The organism is Mesorhizobium sp. L103C105A0, assembly GCF_000502215.1.
Lineage (GTDB): Bacteria > Pseudomonadota > Alphaproteobacteria > Rhizobiales > Rhizobiaceae > Mesorhizobium.
Map to the genome: position 1 here is coordinate 352,727 of NZ_AYXF01000004.1, position 15,504 is coordinate 368,230.

Annotated in this window: 14 protein-coding genes; 9 read left to right on the plus strand and 5 right to left on the minus strand. The window is 62.1% G+C overall.

Annotated elements, in window-relative coordinates; translation table 11 throughout:
• Window positions 1-287: 287 nt before the first annotated feature.
• The 6 genes from X727_RS1000000166530 to X727_RS149485 all read left to right on the plus strand — a co-directional run bounded on the left by X727_RS1000000166530 (window position 288) and on the right by X727_RS149485 (window position 6,004).
• Window positions 288-440 carry a lasso RiPP family leader peptide-containing protein gene (locus X727_RS1000000166530; RefSeq protein ID WP_023684233.1) on the plus strand — a complete coding sequence of 51 codons (153 nt, stop codon included), beginning with the start codon at window positions 288-290 and terminating at the stop codon, window positions 438-440.
• Between the two features lie 164 nt (window positions 441-604).
• A complete protein-coding gene (locus X727_RS149505; RefSeq protein WP_245259933.1) occupies window positions 605-874 on the plus strand; it encodes a PqqD family protein in 270 nt (89 codons plus the stop codon).
• A complete protein-coding gene (locus X727_RS149500; protein WP_245274170.1) occupies window positions 867-1,274 on the plus strand; it encodes a lasso peptide biosynthesis B2 protein in 408 nt (135 codons plus the stop codon). The genes X727_RS149505 and X727_RS149500 overlap by 8 nt, the downstream gene beginning before the upstream one ends.
• 3 nt (window positions 1,275-1,277) lie before the next feature.
• Window positions 1,278-3,194: a lasso peptide isopeptide bond-forming cyclase gene (locus X727_RS149495; RefSeq protein ID WP_023834387.1), complete on the plus strand. Its 1,917-nt coding sequence runs from the start codon at window positions 1,278-1,280 to the stop codon at window positions 3,192-3,194.
• A complete protein-coding gene (locus tag X727_RS149490; RefSeq protein WP_023819505.1) occupies window positions 3,194-4,162 on the plus strand; it encodes an HPr kinase in 969 nt (322 codons plus the stop codon). The genes X727_RS149495 and X727_RS149490 overlap by 1 nt, the downstream gene beginning before the upstream one ends.
• A 6-nt stretch (window positions 4,163-4,168) precedes the next feature.
• The gene (locus X727_RS149485) at window positions 4,169-6,004 is read left to right on the plus strand and encodes an ABC transporter ATP-binding protein (RefSeq protein WP_023834388.1); all 1,836 of its coding nucleotides are present in this window, start codon (window positions 4,169-4,171) and stop codon (window positions 6,002-6,004) included.
• Between the two features lie 47 nt (window positions 6,005-6,051).
• On the opposite strand, the gene X727_RS149480 is transcribed toward X727_RS149485, so the two are convergent.
• A complete protein-coding gene (locus X727_RS149480) occupies window positions 6,052-6,324 on the minus strand; it encodes a hypothetical protein (protein WP_023668815.1) in 273 nt (90 codons plus the stop codon).
• 607 nt (window positions 6,325-6,931) lie between these two features.
• Here X727_RS149480 and X727_RS149475 point away from each other — a divergent pair.
• From X727_RS149475 to X727_RS1000000165615, 3 genes are all read left to right on the plus strand, one after another.
• The gene (locus X727_RS149475) at window positions 6,932-7,609 is read left to right on the plus strand and encodes a sugar transferase (protein ID WP_023668816.1); all 678 of its coding nucleotides are present in this window, start codon (window positions 6,932-6,934) and stop codon (window positions 7,607-7,609) included.
• Between the two features lie 217 nt (window positions 7,610-7,826).
• Entirely contained in the window at window positions 7,827-9,050 is a 1,224-nt protein-coding gene (locus X727_RS149470) for a polysaccharide biosynthesis/export family protein (RefSeq protein ID WP_032885928.1), read from the plus strand.
• A gap of 177 nt (window positions 9,051-9,227) precedes the next feature.
• Window positions 9,228-10,319 (plus strand): acyltransferase, encoded by a 1,092-nt coding sequence (locus tag X727_RS1000000165615; protein WP_023696958.1) that lies wholly within the window; start codon window positions 9,228-9,230, stop codon window positions 10,317-10,319.
• 10 nt (window positions 10,320-10,329) lie between these two features.
• Here X727_RS1000000165615 and X727_RS149465 read toward each other — a convergent pair whose 3' ends face one another.
• The 4 genes from X727_RS149465 to X727_RS149450 form a co-directional block, all read right to left on the minus strand.
• Window positions 10,330-11,613, minus strand: a complete 1,284-nt coding sequence (locus X727_RS149465) for an O-antigen ligase (protein ID WP_023689977.1) — start codon at window positions 11,611-11,613, stop codon at window positions 10,330-10,332.
• A gap of 275 nt (window positions 11,614-11,888) precedes the next feature.
• Window positions 11,889-12,716 (minus strand): SDR family NAD(P)-dependent oxidoreductase, encoded by an 828-nt coding sequence (locus X727_RS149460; RefSeq protein ID WP_023745195.1) that lies wholly within the window; start codon window positions 12,714-12,716, stop codon window positions 11,889-11,891.
• A gap of 95 nt (window positions 12,717-12,811) precedes the next feature.
• Window positions 12,812-13,297, minus strand: coding sequence for an acetone carboxylase subunit gamma (locus X727_RS149455; protein ID WP_023745194.1), 486 nt, complete (start codon window positions 13,295-13,297; stop codon window positions 12,812-12,814).
• On the minus strand, window positions 13,294-15,498 hold the full coding sequence (locus tag X727_RS149450; protein WP_023745193.1) for a hydantoinase B/oxoprolinase family protein: 2,205 nt from the start codon (window positions 15,496-15,498) through the stop codon (window positions 13,294-13,296). The genes X727_RS149455 and X727_RS149450 overlap by 4 nt, the downstream gene beginning before the upstream one ends.
• Between the last annotated feature and the right edge of the window lie 6 nt (window positions 15,499-15,504).

A 15,504-nucleotide genomic window follows, 5' to 3' on the forward strand; every position in this document is an offset into this window, starting at 1 on the left:
ATCTTGTGGGAACACGCGCTAGCGCCCAAATGACGAGCGTTCGACTAAATTTTAATGTAATAAAATCAGCTACGTAACTAAGAACCACGGTCACTCCGCTGAAATCACCTAGGCTGTGAAAATGCAAGCGGTTTTGATCACCATTGAAGGCTACCGCAACCGAGAATTGATTAACGGCGGGTAAATCAGGCTTGACTCATAAATGCTGCCATGCGGCTATTGCGGTGCAGCAATAGCTCGCTGCCGGCAATCGACAGGCCGCTTCCAGTCCACAAGTGGAGAGTAAATTGGAACAGAATGTTGAAAAGCATGAGTACGAAACCCCTAGCCTGACGGTCCACGGCTCGATCGAGACCATCACGCAAGGCGGTAGCGGTACTACGGCACTCGACGCCTCGTTTCCGGCACATACGCCGGTCGGCGAACTCACCTTCTCCTGAGTCTTCTCTCGTTGGGGTGACAAAGTCCGGACTCTGCAAACAGAGCGCACTAAGGAGAGTCGGGGGTCAAACCCCGGCTCTCGCGCCTTTTTCCGGAATTGCCGAAGCGTTGGTGTTGTGAGCGAGGTTTAGGAATGGACTGGAACCCCACGGACCACGATCGGATGAGCGCGAGCAAGGATGCCGTGGCCTGCGAATTCGGCAACGGCCTGGCGCTGCTCGATATGAGGTCCAACATCTATTACAGCCTGAACAGCGTCGGCGCCTATATCTGGGAGCTGATCCAGGAGCCGCGGCCGATTTCCGAAATCCGCAGCGCCGTGCTGGATCGCTACAATGTCGATCCGGAACGCTGCAAGGCCGATGTCGATGGATTGTTGAAGGGCTTGGCGGACGCCGGGCTTGCGAGGCTCCATGATGAGGAACTTGTCTAGAGCTTTCTCGCTGAGCGGGCCGGAGATGCTCTTTCTCGCCCACTGCCTTGCGGTGGTCGTGGCGGCGCGGCTGGGGCTGACGCTGCTTTCCTATAACAGGATTCGCCGAATAGTGACGCGGCTCGATGCAAGCGAGACAGCTGACATCGGCGATCTCAGGCGTGTCGCCTGGGGCGTGGCTGCGGCTGCCCGCCTGGTGCCTGGCGCAAGCTGTCTGACCCAAGCGCTTTCCGGCCAATATTTGCTTGCCCGCCAGGGCAACGCCTCAAAAATCCGCATCGGCATCGAGCGCGATACCGGCACCGAGTTGAAGGCGCATGCCTGGCTGGTCAGCGGCGACCATATCGTGCTCGGCGGCTCGCTTGGCAGGTTTAACCATCTCGTCGACCACGGCCAGTGAGCGATGAGCGGCGTCGCCGGAATTCTGCTGAGGCAGGAAGGCAAGCCGGCCGCCGCGGCCGACATCCAGCGCATGCTTGCCCGCATGCAACATCGCGCGCCTGACGGCAGTTCGTGGTGGATGGACGAGGGCGTCGTTCTTGGCCACGCCTGGCTCAACACCACCGATGAAGCCGGCCCCGGCCCGCTGACCATGGCCGGCGGCAAGCTCGCGATCACCGCGGACTGCCGGCTGGACAATCGCGACGAATTGCTGGCCAGGCTTGGCATCAGGGACAGTTCGGTTGCCGACGCCGTGCTGTTGATGCGCGCCTATCTGCGCTGGGGCGAAGCCTGCCCCGAGCATCTGCAAGGCGACTTCGCCTTTGCCATCTGGGATGGCGAGCGCCGGCAGCTGTTTTGCGTGCGCGACCATTTCGGCGTCAAACCGTTCTACTATCATTCGAGCGACCGGCGCTTCGTCTTTGCCTCGGAGATCGGGCCGATCCTCGATGTCGGCGGCGTCGACATGCGCATCAGCGAACACCAGATTTCCGGCTTCCTCGCCGGGCTGCCCGACGATCCGCAATCGACAGCCTATGCCGATATCTTCCGCCTGCCGGCGCGCCACAGTCTGACCGTGACCGGCAAACAGGTGGTGCTGCGTCGCTACTGGCAGATCGAACCCTCGCCAAGGCCGATGCGATCGGATACGGTCGAGGAATTCCGGCATCTGTTCTCGCAATCGGTCCGCAACCGCATGCGCGGCACGCCTGCGGTCGGCGCAATGCTGAGCGGAGGGCTCGATTCCTCCTCGATCGCCTGCGTGGCGGGCCTTCAGAATGCCGCGCAGAGAAAGCCGAGGCTGCCGACGTTTTCGCTGGTGTTCGAAAAGGGTTCGCCGATGGACGAGCGGCCTTTCATCGAGGCAGTGCTTGGACAGGAGAAGGTCGACGGCACTTTGATTTCCGTCGGCAACTACGCGCCCTTCGCCGAGTTCGAACGCATTCTGGAAGAGCAGGAGGAAACGTTCCTGGCCCCCGGCCTGTCGCTGACCCGCGACATCTACAGGACCGCCGGCGCCAAGGGCATGAAGGTGCTGCTGGACGGCCATGGCGGCGACGAGGTGGTTTCGCAGGGCCACGGCCATCTGCACGAACTCGCCTATGCCGGCAAATGGATGGAGCTGTGGCGCGAGCTGCGCAGCGCCTCCAACACCTATGGCGATGGCATGCTCGGCCTCTACTACCAGTTCCTTACCCTTTACGGGCCGGCCTGGCGCATCGCGAGAATCAAGCGGTTCGCGAACCGCGTGCTTGGCAAATTGCGGCGCCATCCCACTGGGCGGCCGGCGACGAGCTGGCGCGCCCTGATCAATCCGGACCTGGCGATGCGTACCGACCTCGTCGAACGGTTCCGCAGGGCCGGCTATATGCCGCCCGCGGTCAGCGCCAGCGAGACCTTGACCCATCGCTGGCTGCTGTCGAACGGCATGGTGCCGCACGCCTTCGAGGTGCTCGACAAGGCCGCCGCCAATTTCGGCGTCGAGCCGCGCTACCCCTTCTGGGACAAGCCGCTGGTTGAGTTCTGCCTGGCACTGCCCGGCGCGGAAAAGCTGAACCAGGGCTTTGGCCGCTCGGTGTTGCGCCGTGCCATGGAAGGAATTTTGCCCCCGGCGGTGCAGTGGCGGCGCGACAAGATCGATTTCACCTCCAATTTGGTCAAAGGCATGCTGGCCAATCACCGCGATCTCCTGGACAAGGTGCTGGTGAAAGATGCGGCGCGGATTGCCCCTTACGTCAACCTGCCTGAGGTGACCGCCGCCTATGGCCGCATTTCCAGCCAACCCGAGGCCGCGACCTTGCCCGATGTCCAGTATGTATGGCGTTCGATTTCGCTATCGTTGTGGCTGCGGCAGGTGCAACAGCGCGGGAGCCACTGATGATGCCGGCCAACATGCCTCTTGCCGCTGATGACCGCCATGCAATTGCTGCTCGCGCACAGCACTTCTACAAAGCCTATGGGCTGACGATCGCTTCGCAGGTCGAACTGCCTGAGCTAGAGCCGAGCGAACCAGCTTGCGTCGATGTGCTGATCACGGTCGGCCCGATCGACCTGCCAAAACCCTCGCCCGAGACCGGAACTGCTTTCCGTTTCGAGCCGCGGCAGCAATATTTGGCATGGCAGACGGTCGGCGCCTTCCTGATCACCGATGCCTGCCGCATCGAGGTGGAGCCGGCGCCCGATGTCGACGATGCGCTGCTGGCGTTTCCGCTGCTCGGTCCGGTCATGGCACTGCTCCTGCACCAGCGCGGCCTGCTCATCCTGCACGCCAGCGCCATTGCGGTCGGCGGCAAGAGCGCTGTCTTCATGGGCGACAAGGGCGCCGGCAAATCGACGACGGCGAGCGCGATGATCCGTGCCGGGCATCGATTGCTGACCGACGATGTCGTGGCGCTCGATCTCACGGACCGGCCGATGATCGTTCCGGGTTTTCCGCAGTTGAAGCTCGCCGCCGATGCCGCCGCCGCGTTTCCCATCCGCCAGGCAGAAATACGCCCGCAGGTGCATGCGGCGATCGACAAGATGCAGCATCGCCTGCACGCCGGATTTGCGGCAGACGCGGTGCCGGCGACCCGGATCTATATCCTCGAGCGCGGCGACAAGGCAGCGATCACGCCGCTGCCAGGCATCGGCGCCCTGCCGGCAATCATCAAATTTTCCTATGTGACGCGTTTCGGCCGTCCAGCCCTGGTCGGCGATTTTGCCACGACACATCTTCGCCAATGCGCCGCCCTGGCCAGCCAGATCGGCGTCTGTCGCCTCGAAGTGCCGACCGGGCTCGACCGTATCGGCGAAGCTGTCGCCCTGATCGAAAACGATCTGGCGGCCGACAAAGGACCGCGGTGAGCTGACATGGCCGCATCGCAGATCCTGCGCTTTTCGTTTTACCGCGATGTCGCCGGTTTCGGCGCCGCCATGGCCCGGATCGGCGGGCGCAGGACCTTCACGGCATTGCTGTTCCTGATCCTGGGAAGCCTGACCGAAGGCATTTCGATCCTGCTTCTGGTGCCGCTGCTGCATCTGGTCGGGCGACCCGAGCAGAATTTCGCGGTCAGGTTGCCTGACCGCGACTGGGTGCGCTGGCTGGCTCCGGACGGAACGCTGCAATTGACCACGGTGCTTTGCCTGCTGGTCGGGCTTGTCGCGCTGCAGGCAGCGTTCAACCGCTATAAATCCGTCTACATGGCGCGGCTGCTGCTCGACTTCATCAATCGCCTGCGCATGAACCTGTTCGAGAGCATCGGCAAGGCGCGGTGGGGGATATTCGCGCGCATGCGCAGCTCCGATCTCGACCATGCGCTGACCGGCGATATCGACCGCGTGCAGTCGGCGGCGTTCTCGCTGCTGATGCTGGTGCAGATCGCCGTGCTTCTGGCGGGTTATCTCGTTGTCTCGCTGTTCATTTCGACAGTGATGACGGCGTTTGCCATTGTCGTCGGCATCGTCACCTTCCTGGCGCTGCAGCCGTTTCGGGCACGAGCCAGCGCCTTCGGCCGGGTTTTGACCAGCAATCGCCAGGAGCAGTACCGAACGGTCTCGGAGTTCCTCGGCGGCATCAAGGTGGCCAAGAGCCTGAATGTCGAGGCGACCTATTACGCGCAGCTTCACGCGACGCTGGAGAAGATGAAGGCCGACAACATCAACTATGTCCGCAACAGCACCATCGGCACCGCTCTGTTCCAGGTCGCCAGCGTCATTGGTCTGAGCCTGTTCATCTATGTCGCTTTGGTCCGCTTCAACCTCTCGCTGGCCGAGATCGTTGTCCTGCTTCTGGTGTTCATGCGCATTGCGCCGCGCTTCATGGACATGCAGATGCAGGCGCAGCAGGTGCTGATCAATCTGCCGGCCTATGCCTCGATGCGCGATATGCAGGCGCGTTTCGATGCCGAGCGCGAGCCGGCAAACCTCGAATCGGATGCCAAGCTGTCGCTCGATGTCGGGCTCAACATACGCAATGTCTCCTTTGCCTATGAGGCGGGCGGCAAGCCGGTGGTGAGCGATGTCACCTTTGGCCTACCCGCCGGCAAGGTAACGGCGCTGATCGGTCCGTCAGGATCGGGCAAGAGCACGCTTGCCGACATGCTGCTTGGCCTGCTCGAACCGAGCGAGGGCAAAATCCTGGCCGATGGCGTCGAGATCGGCGCCGCCAACCGCCGGCGCTGGCGCGACCAGGTGGCGTATGTGCCGCAAGACGTGTTCCTGCTGCACGATACGATCGCCGCCAATCTGCGCCTTGCCGCGCCGCAAGCCAGTGACGCGGAGCTGTGGACTGCACTGCGCGCTGCGCATGGCGCCGACTTCGTCGAGCGGCTGGAGTTGCGGCTCGACACGGTGGTCGGCGACCGCGGCGTCCGGCTCTCGGGCGGCGAACGCCAGCGCATCGCGCTGGCGCGCGCGCTGCTGCGCAAACCTTCGCTGCTCATTCTCGACGAGGCGACCAGCGCGCTCGACTGGCAGAACCAGTCCCTGATCGCCAAGTCGATCGACGGCTTGCGCGGATCGATGACGATCCTGACCATTGCGCACAGGCCATCGATGATCGCCTTCGCCGACTGGGTGGTTGCAGTCGAAAACGGACGAATCGTCGAAGTGGGGCAATATCAGAGGTTGAAAGCGAAGGCCGGCAGCCGCCTGTCGAAAATGCTTTCAGGCGAGCAATCGGAACCCGAGCCGGCCGAAGCAGGCTGAGTCCGGCTGCAAGATGATCCGAGGCCGACCTTGCGGCTTCAGACTGTTCAATGCACGCTGCGCCTCGCCGAGAGCTTCTCGCCTTCAACCGCCTTGTCGGCGCCGAGGCTTCTTTCGGCGTCGCGAGCCCTGTCGGCCGATGTCGGCGCGCTCCTGGCGATCATCACATACACCAGCAGGAAATAACCGATTTGGATGAGGACAGCGCAGCCGATGACGCGAAGCACTGTTGTGGTGACCGTCGCGCCGTCGACATAGGACCACGCGACCACGATCGCGAGGGCGAAAACCATTCCAATGACGAATTTTGGTAATGACATGTTCGGCGGCCCGTCAACCGGCCCGAGCATGCAAAAGCGATGACTTACCCACCCGAGTATCTCCCCATTCGCCATGCGAGCTTATTTAGCTGCTCTTTTTCGGCCGGTTGCTTCCGGCCTTCCCAACCCATCCAGACTCTATCAGGAATAATTTGCGACTCTATTAAGGCGCGAAACTGACGGCAAGGGCAACCAGCAATAATTTTCGGCTTGGCGACGGCTTGGACTCCGCCATGCTGCGATGCACACGCAGGGGTGGTGGCCTAACTCGTCATGCGCTTTATACTACAGTAGAATCTACAATGTTGATTAGTATTTTACTTGATTAATTTAACAAAGCGAGTGATTCGAAAATCGTTTAAAGCCGTTGCCTCTGCGGCAAAGGACGATTTGCCCAAAACCCGCCGAAAAAAGGCATTACATTTCCTAGGGTTGCTAATTATTCGTCACAAACCCGCCATAAAGGGCAAAATTTGGGCAAGGAGGGTTTATTATTTAGTCAATTCCTGACGTGACTATTTCAGCCATATGGGAAATTGTGTGTTGCGCTGCAGCATTTTTTTGGTATCGTGGCATAAACCATCCGTTCAACGTATGGAGCTTTTGCATGAGGGACGTTGCCAAGTCGGCCAATGCGGCATTTTCGCATGTCGGCGTAGATTTTCCGCCACCCATCGGCGGGCTGCTGAAGCGCAGTTTCGATATTTTCGGTTCACTTGTCGGCTTGGTGGCGCTTAGCCCGCTGTTCCTGATGGTGGCCCTTCTGGTCAAGCTTTCCGACGGCGGCTCGATCTTCTACGGCCACAAGCGCATCGGACGCGGTGGGCGGATTTTCCCCTGCCTCAAGTTCCGCACCATGGTCGAAGACGGCGAACGTGTGCTGGCCGCCTATCTCGCGGCCAATCCGGAAGCCAACGCCGAATGGATCGCGACCCGCAAGCTGAAGAACGATCCGCGCGTCACCCGCGTCGGCGCCGTTCTGCGCAAGCTCAGCCTCGACGAGCTGCCGCAGATCATCAACATCCTGCAGGGCGACATGAGCCTTGTCGGGCCTCGCCCGGTGGTGCGCGACGAGCTTGAGATCTACGGCAGCGCCGCGGTCTATTATTTGAAGTCGCGGCCGGGCCTGACCGGGCTCTGGCAGGTCAGCGGACGCAACGATGTCTCCTATGACAGTCGCGTCGCGTTCGACCGTCACTATGTCGAGAACTGGTCGCTGTTCGAAGACGTTCGCATCATCCTCAAGACCGTGCCCGCGGTGTGGATGTCGCGCGGTTCCTACTGACCGACCGCAACTGGTCAGCAATCGGGCCGGCACGGCCCGAAGCCAATCCGGTCCAAAGCTATTCGGCGATGGGCCGGTCTCGCATTGCAGCCATAGTGTTCTGCCAGGTTCCGAAGGAGGCACTCGGCAGCAGGCCTATCGGGCGGATGGGGCCAAAACGGATCGGAAACGTCAGTTGAAAACAGACATATCAGCGTATTTTCGCCTTGCCGGCCCGATGCGGCCGGCACGGCTCGTCGCCACGTGCCTCGCTCTGTCACTCGCGGTTCCGGCCATGGCCGACGAGTACCGGCTCGGCTCGCAGGACAAGCTCAACATCCGCGTCGCCGAGTGGCAGACGGTGGAAGGCACGTTCCGTGACTGGTCGGCGGTAAACGGCGAATATTCGGTCGGTCCAGCCGGCAATTTGTCGGTGCCGTTCGTCGGCGAACTGCCGGCCGCCGGCAAGACCACGTCGGAGGTTGCGGCCGCGATCAGCGTCGCCCTGCAGCGCAAGCTTGCCTTGTCGGACAAGCCGGAAGCCTCGGTGGAAATGGTGCAGTTCCGGCCGTTCTACATCTCGGGCGAGATCCAGACGCCTGGCCAGTTTCCCTATGTGCCGGAGCTGACCGTGCTCAAGGCGATCAGCATCGCCGGCGGCATCCGGCGCAACGCCGATTTGGGCACCCAGCTCGGCAAGGACCTGATCACCGCCAAGGGCAATTTCGACATTTATGACGACCAGCGCGTGCGGTTGATCGTCAAGCGTGCCCGCATCGATGCCGATCTCGCCGGCAAGGAGAGTTTCGAGGCGCCTAAGGAAGTTGAGGGCGACCCGCGCCTGGCGACAATCGTCGCCGACGAAATGCAGATCCTGATCTCCGACCAGAAAGCGTTGAAGCTGAAGCTGCAGGCGCTTGACGATCTGAAGGGGGTCCTGCAGTCCGAAATCGAGGCGCTGCAGAAAAAGATCGTCAACCAGCAAAAGCAGGTCGACCTGGCGCAGCAGCAGGCGGACAGTATCGGTCCGCTGGCGCAAAAGGGCCTGGTCGCCAACGCACGCCTGCTTTCCTCGCAACAGTCGGTCACCGATCTGCAGGGCAAGATCCTGGACTATGAGACGGCGATCCTCACCGCCAAGCAGTCGGTCAGCAAGGCGACGCAGGATGCCATCGATGCCCAGAACACGTTGAACTCGAGACTTGCCGCCGACCGGCAGCAGGTCGAAGCAGACCTCAACGAAGCCGCACTCAGGGTCAACATGCAACAGGGCCTGATGGCCCAAGCATCGGACCCGGCCACGACCGCCGCCATCACAAACAACAATGAAGAGCCGGCGCTCATCTATTCGCTGGTGCGCGTGACCGACGGCAAGACCAGCGAGATCGACGCCAAGGAAGATACGCCGGTGCTGCCGGGCGACGTCATCAAGGTGAAGCTGGCGCCGACGGCCAGCCAGTAACCTGTTTGTTTGGAGCAATTCCGGACGGAAAACCGTTTCCCACTTTTCCCGGAATTGCTCTAGCGCTCGGGCTCGCTCGGCGAGGCCCGCGCGATGGAGGCGGGAGGAACCAGTTCGGCTCGTTCGCGCCAGGGTGCGGGCGGGAACTTCCGTTTTTCGACCGCTTGAAGGCATTCCATGCAGCCCGCCGCACCGCGCCACGTCTACCTCAATCTCGATGCCATCCGCGGCGTCGCGGCGATCAGCGTCATGCTCTACCACTTCTCGCCGTTCCTGGCCGCCGGCAAGGTGCTGCCGTCGAGCTATCTGGCGGTCGACCTGTTCTTCCTGCTCAGCGGCTTCGTCATCGCGCATGCCTATGACCGCAAGATCGAAAACGGCATGGGCTTCGGCACGTTCCTGGCGATCCGCCTGATACGCCTCTACCCGCTCTACCTCGCCGGCACGCTGCTCGGTTTCTTCTATCTCATCGTCAAGAACCGGCTGATTCCGGCGGAATACATGCCGATCTCCGAGATCGGCACCATGCTGACGACCGGCATGTTCTTCATCCCGCTGGTCAGCGATGCCTATCACACGATCTTTCCGCTCAACCCCGCGTCGTGGTCGCTGTTCTTCGAGCTGATCGTCAACATCGCCTATGTCGCCGTCTTCTTCCTGCTGACGAAACGCGTGCTGACCGTGCTCATCGCCGTCAGCCTGGTGCTGCTGGTCATCGCTTCGATCGTGGCCGGCACCCTCGACTTCGGCATGACCGGCTCGACCATCATCAGCGGCCTGCCGCGCGTCTGTTTCTCGTTCTTCCTGGGCGTGCTGCTTTGCCGGTCCATGACACGCTATCAAAGCGGGCTCGGCTTCCTGCGGCGCGGCTGGTGGGTCGAGGGTGCGATCGCGCTGACGCTCATCGTCTTTGCCATCGCGCCGGCCGGCGGCGCGCGCGTCGCCTACGATCTCGCCTGCGTCGTCTTTGTTTTCCCGGCGCTGGTGGTGGTCGGCACTATTGCGCCGACGGCGCCGCGCCTGTCAGGCCTCTATGGCTGGCTGGGGCGGATTTCCTACCCGATCTACATCATCCACACGCCGCTGCTGATGATCATCGCCGGGGCGGGCAAGGCCGCAGCGATCGACCCGTTCGCGCATCATCCCTGGTTCGGCATCGTCATGGCGGTTTCGGTCATCGTCATCGCCGACATCGCCACGCGCGTCTATGACGAGCCGTTGCGCCGCTTCCTGCAGCGGCTGATGCTGCGCAAGCGCGCCGTCGCCTGAGATAAGCAAGTCAGACGCGCGCCGGCATGCGGCCGTTGGCGGTGTTCTCGTCCGGCACCGGAACATAGGCCCGCCTTGCCCTGGCGAGCGGCACCGGGCGCAGCTTGAACAGGCCGTAATAGACGATGAACGAGGCCATGAAATAGGGGCCGAGGATCTCGACCTCGAAGAAGGAGCGGATCAGCATCATGCCGACCGCGCCGGCGAGCACCACCGAATCGGCGCTCCAGTCACCGAACACCACCTTCGAAACATGGCCCCAGAAGGAGCGCAGGATGATCAGCGCCAGCATCGTCACGCCGATGAAGCCGAGCTCGACCAGCGTCTCGATATAGGTGTTGTGGAAATGGAAGCCGGTGCGGGTGGAGATGTAGAACTCGGCCCAGAGCCGTTCCGGATCGGCAAAACCCTGGATCCAGTAGGCGGCATAGCCATAACCGAGCACCGGACGCTGCTGCGCGGCGGCCCAGCCCTGTTCCCAGAGATAGGTGCGGCCGGTCAGCGTCGAATCCTTGCCGAAGATGCCGAGCACGACATCGAGCAAGCCAAGGTTCAGCGCAGCCATCACACCGCCCACCAGCGCCGTAGCGCCGACGACGAACAGCACGCGGCGGTAGCGGCGTGACAGAACCTTGCTCATGGCAAGCAAGGCAACGACACCGATCACCGCCGGAAGCGAAGCGACTGACGTCGCCGAGTGGGCGATCGCCAGCATATAGACGGACAGCAGGATGATCGGCGCGGTCCAGACGAAGCTCATCCAGTTGCGCCGGTAGAAGGCCAGAAAAGCGAAGCAGAAGAAGATGCCGAGCGAGGCGAAGAAGCCGATCTGGTTCTTGGAGCCGAAGGCGCCGACGAAATTGGTGGTGCCGTCGATAGTGTCGAGCGCATAGGCGCCAACCTTCAGCGAATACAGCAGCACGATGAAGATGCCGATCAGCGAGCCCAGCACCAGCGTGCGCGTGCTGATGGTGCGCGCCGCGATGTAGGCGCACAGCATGTGGGAGAAATATTGCAGCCCCGCCCGCGCGCTGGTGCCGGCCGCTTGCGACCAGAACAGCGACAGACAGACATAGGCCGCAAACAGCAGCGGCAGCCAGGCGCTGGAGAGATCGCGGGCGAAACGCCGGTAGTCGACGAACAGCAGCGGCAGCCATACCAGATAGTAGGCGAGGATCAGGATCTGGCCGAAATTGGTGGAGTAGGCGAAGGCAAAGACCGACACCGCAACGGCGAAGGCGGCATAGGCCTTGTTGTTGTCCGGATCGATCAGAATGGATTTCGGGATCTTCATATCCGTACCGGATTTCTCATGCTGCCGCCTTTCAGCTGGGCTGAAGCGCCCATGGTCGGCTTTTCTGCGTCATGCGCGATCGCCGGAACCTGCCCTTGCCGGATCCCGATCAGCGGGCATCCATTGTGCAGTGCACAATATAACCTCTATCGCCTGTCACTCAATGGTAAATTTGCCGCGAGGGGTAAAGTTGCCGCAGGCAGGGCCAAAACGAACATGCAACCGACAAATGGCGTTAATGCGGCTCGCTCGTTCGAAAATTCAAACTGTGGCCGCTACCACAGCGCTCCGCCGGTGATCTGGATGTTTTCCATGGTGATGCCCTTGGCCAGATCCGAGCACAGGAACACGGCTAGAGCCGCGATTTCCTGCGGCTGCAGCATGCGCTGCTGGGGATTGCCCTTGGCGATCTCGGCCATCGCTTCCTCGGCGGTTCTGCCGTTGCCCTCACGCTCGACCACCTGCGCCACGTTGCGGCGCATCAGTTCGGTCTCGACCCAGGTCGGGCTGATCATGACGCAGGTGACACCGTGCGCGGCGCCTTCCAGCGCCACGCAGCGGGTAAGGCCGAGCAGCCCGGCCTTCGAGGCGCAATAGGCCGGGTTGTCCTTCCAGCCGACGGAAGCCGCTGTCGAGCCGATGTTGACGATACGGCCCCAGCCGCGCTCGATCATGCCGGGCAGCACAGCTCGGGTGACGCGGAACGCTCCGCTGAGATTGGTGTCGACGATCTTGTTCCACAGCGCGTCGGAATGGCCGCAGACCGGCTGTTCGGCGGTGGTGCCCGCGGCATTGACCAGTATGTCGGCCGGGCCGATGGCGGCCTGCGCGTCAGCCGCAAACCGGTTGGTCACCTCGCTGTCGCGGACATCGAGATGGGCGGCATAAACCCTGGTGCCGTGGGCAGACAGGGCCAACCGCACGCGCTCGATTTCATCTGCGCCGGGATAGTAGGCGGCGTCGGTTCTTTCGGCGCCGGCGGGGGCGATGTAGGAGCCGACCGCTACATTGACGCCGGCTTGCGCCAACGCCGTCGCAATCGCGAAGCCCATGCCGGAAAACCCGCCGGTGACGATCGCGCTGCGGCCGGAAAGGTCTGTCATGGGCAGTGAATCTCCGATACGATGTTTGATGCGATAGTCTTAGACCCAGCCCGGTGACGAGCGCTACCTTGCCTGCAGCGCTGGTCACCACGTCGCTAGAGCGGTTTGCCCAGCCACTCGCGATAGAAGCCTTCGAGATCGGGTTCGAAATCATGCACGATCGGATAGCCGGGTGCCGCCGCCTCGACCTCGTGCATGGTGCCGCATTCCGGACAGATGAATTCGCGGATTTCCATCCATTGCGGATCGGGGATATCGCTGTTGGGATAGATCTCGCGCAGCGCTTCCTCGGTGTTTCGCACGTTGATCGCAGCCTTGAGCTTCCAGTTCTTGCGGTAGTCGCCGAAGGAGTGGCCGCATTCGCAACGGGTGATGCGCTCGTCGCCGCTCTGGCAGATGAACAGGTGATCCGAGACCGGCAGCAGGATCGGGTCCTTCCAGGTGACACGGTCCTGATAGACGGCGAGCATCTTGAAGAAGCGGTCGTCGTCCTTGTAGGCGCTCATGATGCGCTTTGTCTGAGGCCAGGGGAGCTTGCCGGCTGAGAGATCGCCGAGGACTTCCTTGCTGTACGAGGTCATGGCTTTGCTCCCGGCATGAAGATCGATCTGGCGTCGACGGTCCAGAAATCGCTGAAATCCCTGGTGAAGCGCGACGACAGCTTGATCGCGCTGGCATACATTTTCTTCACCTCGGGCGCGAAGTCGGCCTTCTCGACACGGCCGCGTTCGGCAGCGATCCAGTCCGAAACCGGGATCGCCTTGGCCAGACGCTCTCTGCGCATGGCGGCACGACGTTCGACGGTGGCGTCGATATCGGCAACCGGATAACCCTCGGCGTCGTCCTTCAGCACGATGCCGAAAATCTGGATCGCCGCCTGGCGGGTGAGAAAACCGTTCTCGACATCCCAGGCGGTCTTGACCGGATCGCGCTCCAGCACGTCGCCGTAACCGCCGCCACCATTGTAGGAATGGCTGAAGATGTCCCCCGACTTGTGCGGCGAGGTGATGTAGGGGCCTTCGACCACGGCATGGTCGCCGCCGATGTTCTTCTCGTAGTCGGAGACATGCGGATCGATACCTGGGGCATGCGCGAGCGGTTCGCCTTTTGCCGCCAGTTCGTGGATGTTGGAGTTGCGCACCGCGCGATGCTTCTGGCAGGTCGGCGCGGGATAGCCGCCGCACATGCCGCCATTGTCGAATACCCGCGAGGAGTGTTCCGAGGTGTGCAGTCGCAGGTGCGAGGTCTTGTTGATCAGCCAGGTCGAGACGAAGGAACAGCCGCCGCGATATTTGCCGGCGCCGCCCGAATTGGGCATGATCGAGCGGCCGATATAGACCATCGGCATCGACTGTTCCCAGACCTCGATGTTGCCCATGTCGGATTCCGGATTCCAGCCGACATAGGCGGTGTCGAGGCCATCGGCGATGGCCAGCGCGCCGGAGCCGGCGGCGGCGCATTCGAAATGCGCCATGCCGAACGGCGTACCGTACTGGCTTTCGCCGCCCATCTCAATCATCGGGCTGTTGACCTGGCCAACGAAGGCTTCCTCGACGAAGCCGCGCGCGACGAAGCCGCGCGACAAAAGGCGCTGGAACACGCCATAGGCCGGCAGCAGCAGCGCCCAGGATGTGGCGGTCGCCACCATCTCATTGTCGGGGTTGGTCCAAGTGCCGTGCGGCAGCTTCAGCTCGGTCGCCATCCAGGCGCCGTCATTGACGAGGCCCTCGAAATTCATGTGCTGGGTCAAGGTGACGAACATGCCTCCATCCATGCCGGCCGGCGTGCAGTTCATCGAATGGTAGCCCCAGGGCTGCGTGCCCTCGAAGTCCATGGTGATCTTGCCGTCGGTGGTGATCTCCATCTCGATCGGGATGTTGTAGAGCCAGTCGGGATCGCCAAGCAGCTGGAAGCCGGGCTTGCCCGCCGTGACATGGCCGTAGAAGGTGTGGCCGCGATAGATGCCGGGCACGGTGAGCTGGCGGGTGCGGGCGAGCTGGGCACGACGGCCCTCCTCGATGAACTCCTTCGATACCTTCATCCAGTAGTCGAGGCCGATCTCCGAGATCAGCTGCTTGACGCTTTCGCGCATGTCGATGCAGGAGGCGACCTTGGCCTTCTCGTCCAGCACCCAGTAGATCGGCATGCGCAGATTGCGCTCGCAGCGGATGACGTAGTCGCGGCGGATCTCGTCATTCTCGCCGATCTTTTCGGCGCAGACGAACAGGCCTTCGGTGAAGCGCTCCTGCGCCAGGCAGACGTCGCCGCCGGGCGTGATGCCGCCGGCTTCGAGCTCGTGGCAGACCGCACCGGCCCAGCCGACCAGCGTGCCTTCATGGAAGATCGGCATTACGTCCATGACGTCGGGCACCTGCACGGTGCCGATGAAAGCATCGTTGTTGGCGAAGATGTCGCCTTCGCGGATCTTCGGGTTTTCCTCGTAATTGTTCTTGATCATCCATTTGATGAAGCGGCTCATCGTGTGGACGTGGACCATGATGCCGTTGGACAGCGCGATCGCATCGCCCTCGGGCGTATAGATCGCCACCACCATTTCGCCGACTTCGCGCACGCCGGGCGAGGCCGAGATGCGGCGGGCCATTTCGCGGGCCGAGACGCAATAGGCGCGCAGCTTGGTGTGCAGCGTCTCGAATTTCAGCGGGTCCTGGTTGCGTAGCGTGAGCTCGGTGATGCCGTCATAGCAGCCGGTCTCTTCCATCAGCCGTTCTGAATCGAGCAGCCGTTCGCGAAGGCGCAGGGCCGAGGCAGGTCTGTCCAACATGGCGGT

What these genes read in the sequence shown, in the direction of transcription:
- X727_RS149460 (WP_023745195.1), bottom strand. Translation starts at nt 12,716, where the DNA reads ATGACAGACCTTTCCGGCCGCAGCGCGATCGTCACCGGCGGGTTTTCC.
- X727_RS149495 (WP_023834387.1), top strand. Translation starts at nt 1,278, where the DNA reads ATGAGCGGCGTCGCCGGAATTCTGCTGAGGCAGGAAGGCAAGCCGGCC.
- X727_RS1000000165615 (WP_023696958.1), top strand. Translation starts at nt 9,228, where the DNA reads ATGCAGCCCGCCGCACCGCGCCACGTCTACCTCAATCTCGATGCCATC.
- X727_RS149485 (WP_023834388.1), top strand. Translation starts at nt 4,169, where the DNA reads ATGGCCGCATCGCAGATCCTGCGCTTTTCGTTTTACCGCGATGTCGCC.
- X727_RS149490 (WP_023819505.1), top strand. Translation starts at nt 3,194, where the DNA reads ATGATGCCGGCCAACATGCCTCTTGCCGCTGATGACCGCCATGCAATT.
- X727_RS149455 (WP_023745194.1), bottom strand. Translation starts at nt 13,297, where the DNA reads ATGACCTCGTACAGCAAGGAAGTCCTCGGCGATCTCTCAGCCGGCAAG.
- X727_RS149450 (WP_023745193.1), bottom strand. Translation starts at nt 15,498, where the DNA reads ATGTTGGACAGACCTGCCTCGGCCCTGCGCCTTCGCGAACGGCTGCTC.
- X727_RS149480 (WP_023668815.1), bottom strand. Translation starts at nt 6,324, where the DNA reads ATGTCATTACCAAAATTCGTCATTGGAATGGTTTTCGCCCTCGCGATC.
- X727_RS149470 (WP_032885928.1), top strand. Translation starts at nt 7,827, where the DNA reads ATGCGGCCGGCACGGCTCGTCGCCACGTGCCTCGCTCTGTCACTCGCG.
- X727_RS149465 (WP_023689977.1), bottom strand. Translation starts at nt 11,613, where the DNA reads ATGAAGATCCCGAAATCCATTCTGATCGATCCGGACAACAACAAGGCC.
- X727_RS149505 (WP_245259933.1), top strand. Translation starts at nt 605, where the DNA reads ATGAGCGCGAGCAAGGATGCCGTGGCCTGCGAATTCGGCAACGGCCTG.
- X727_RS149475 (WP_023668816.1), top strand. Translation starts at nt 6,932, where the DNA reads ATGAGGGACGTTGCCAAGTCGGCCAATGCGGCATTTTCGCATGTCGGC.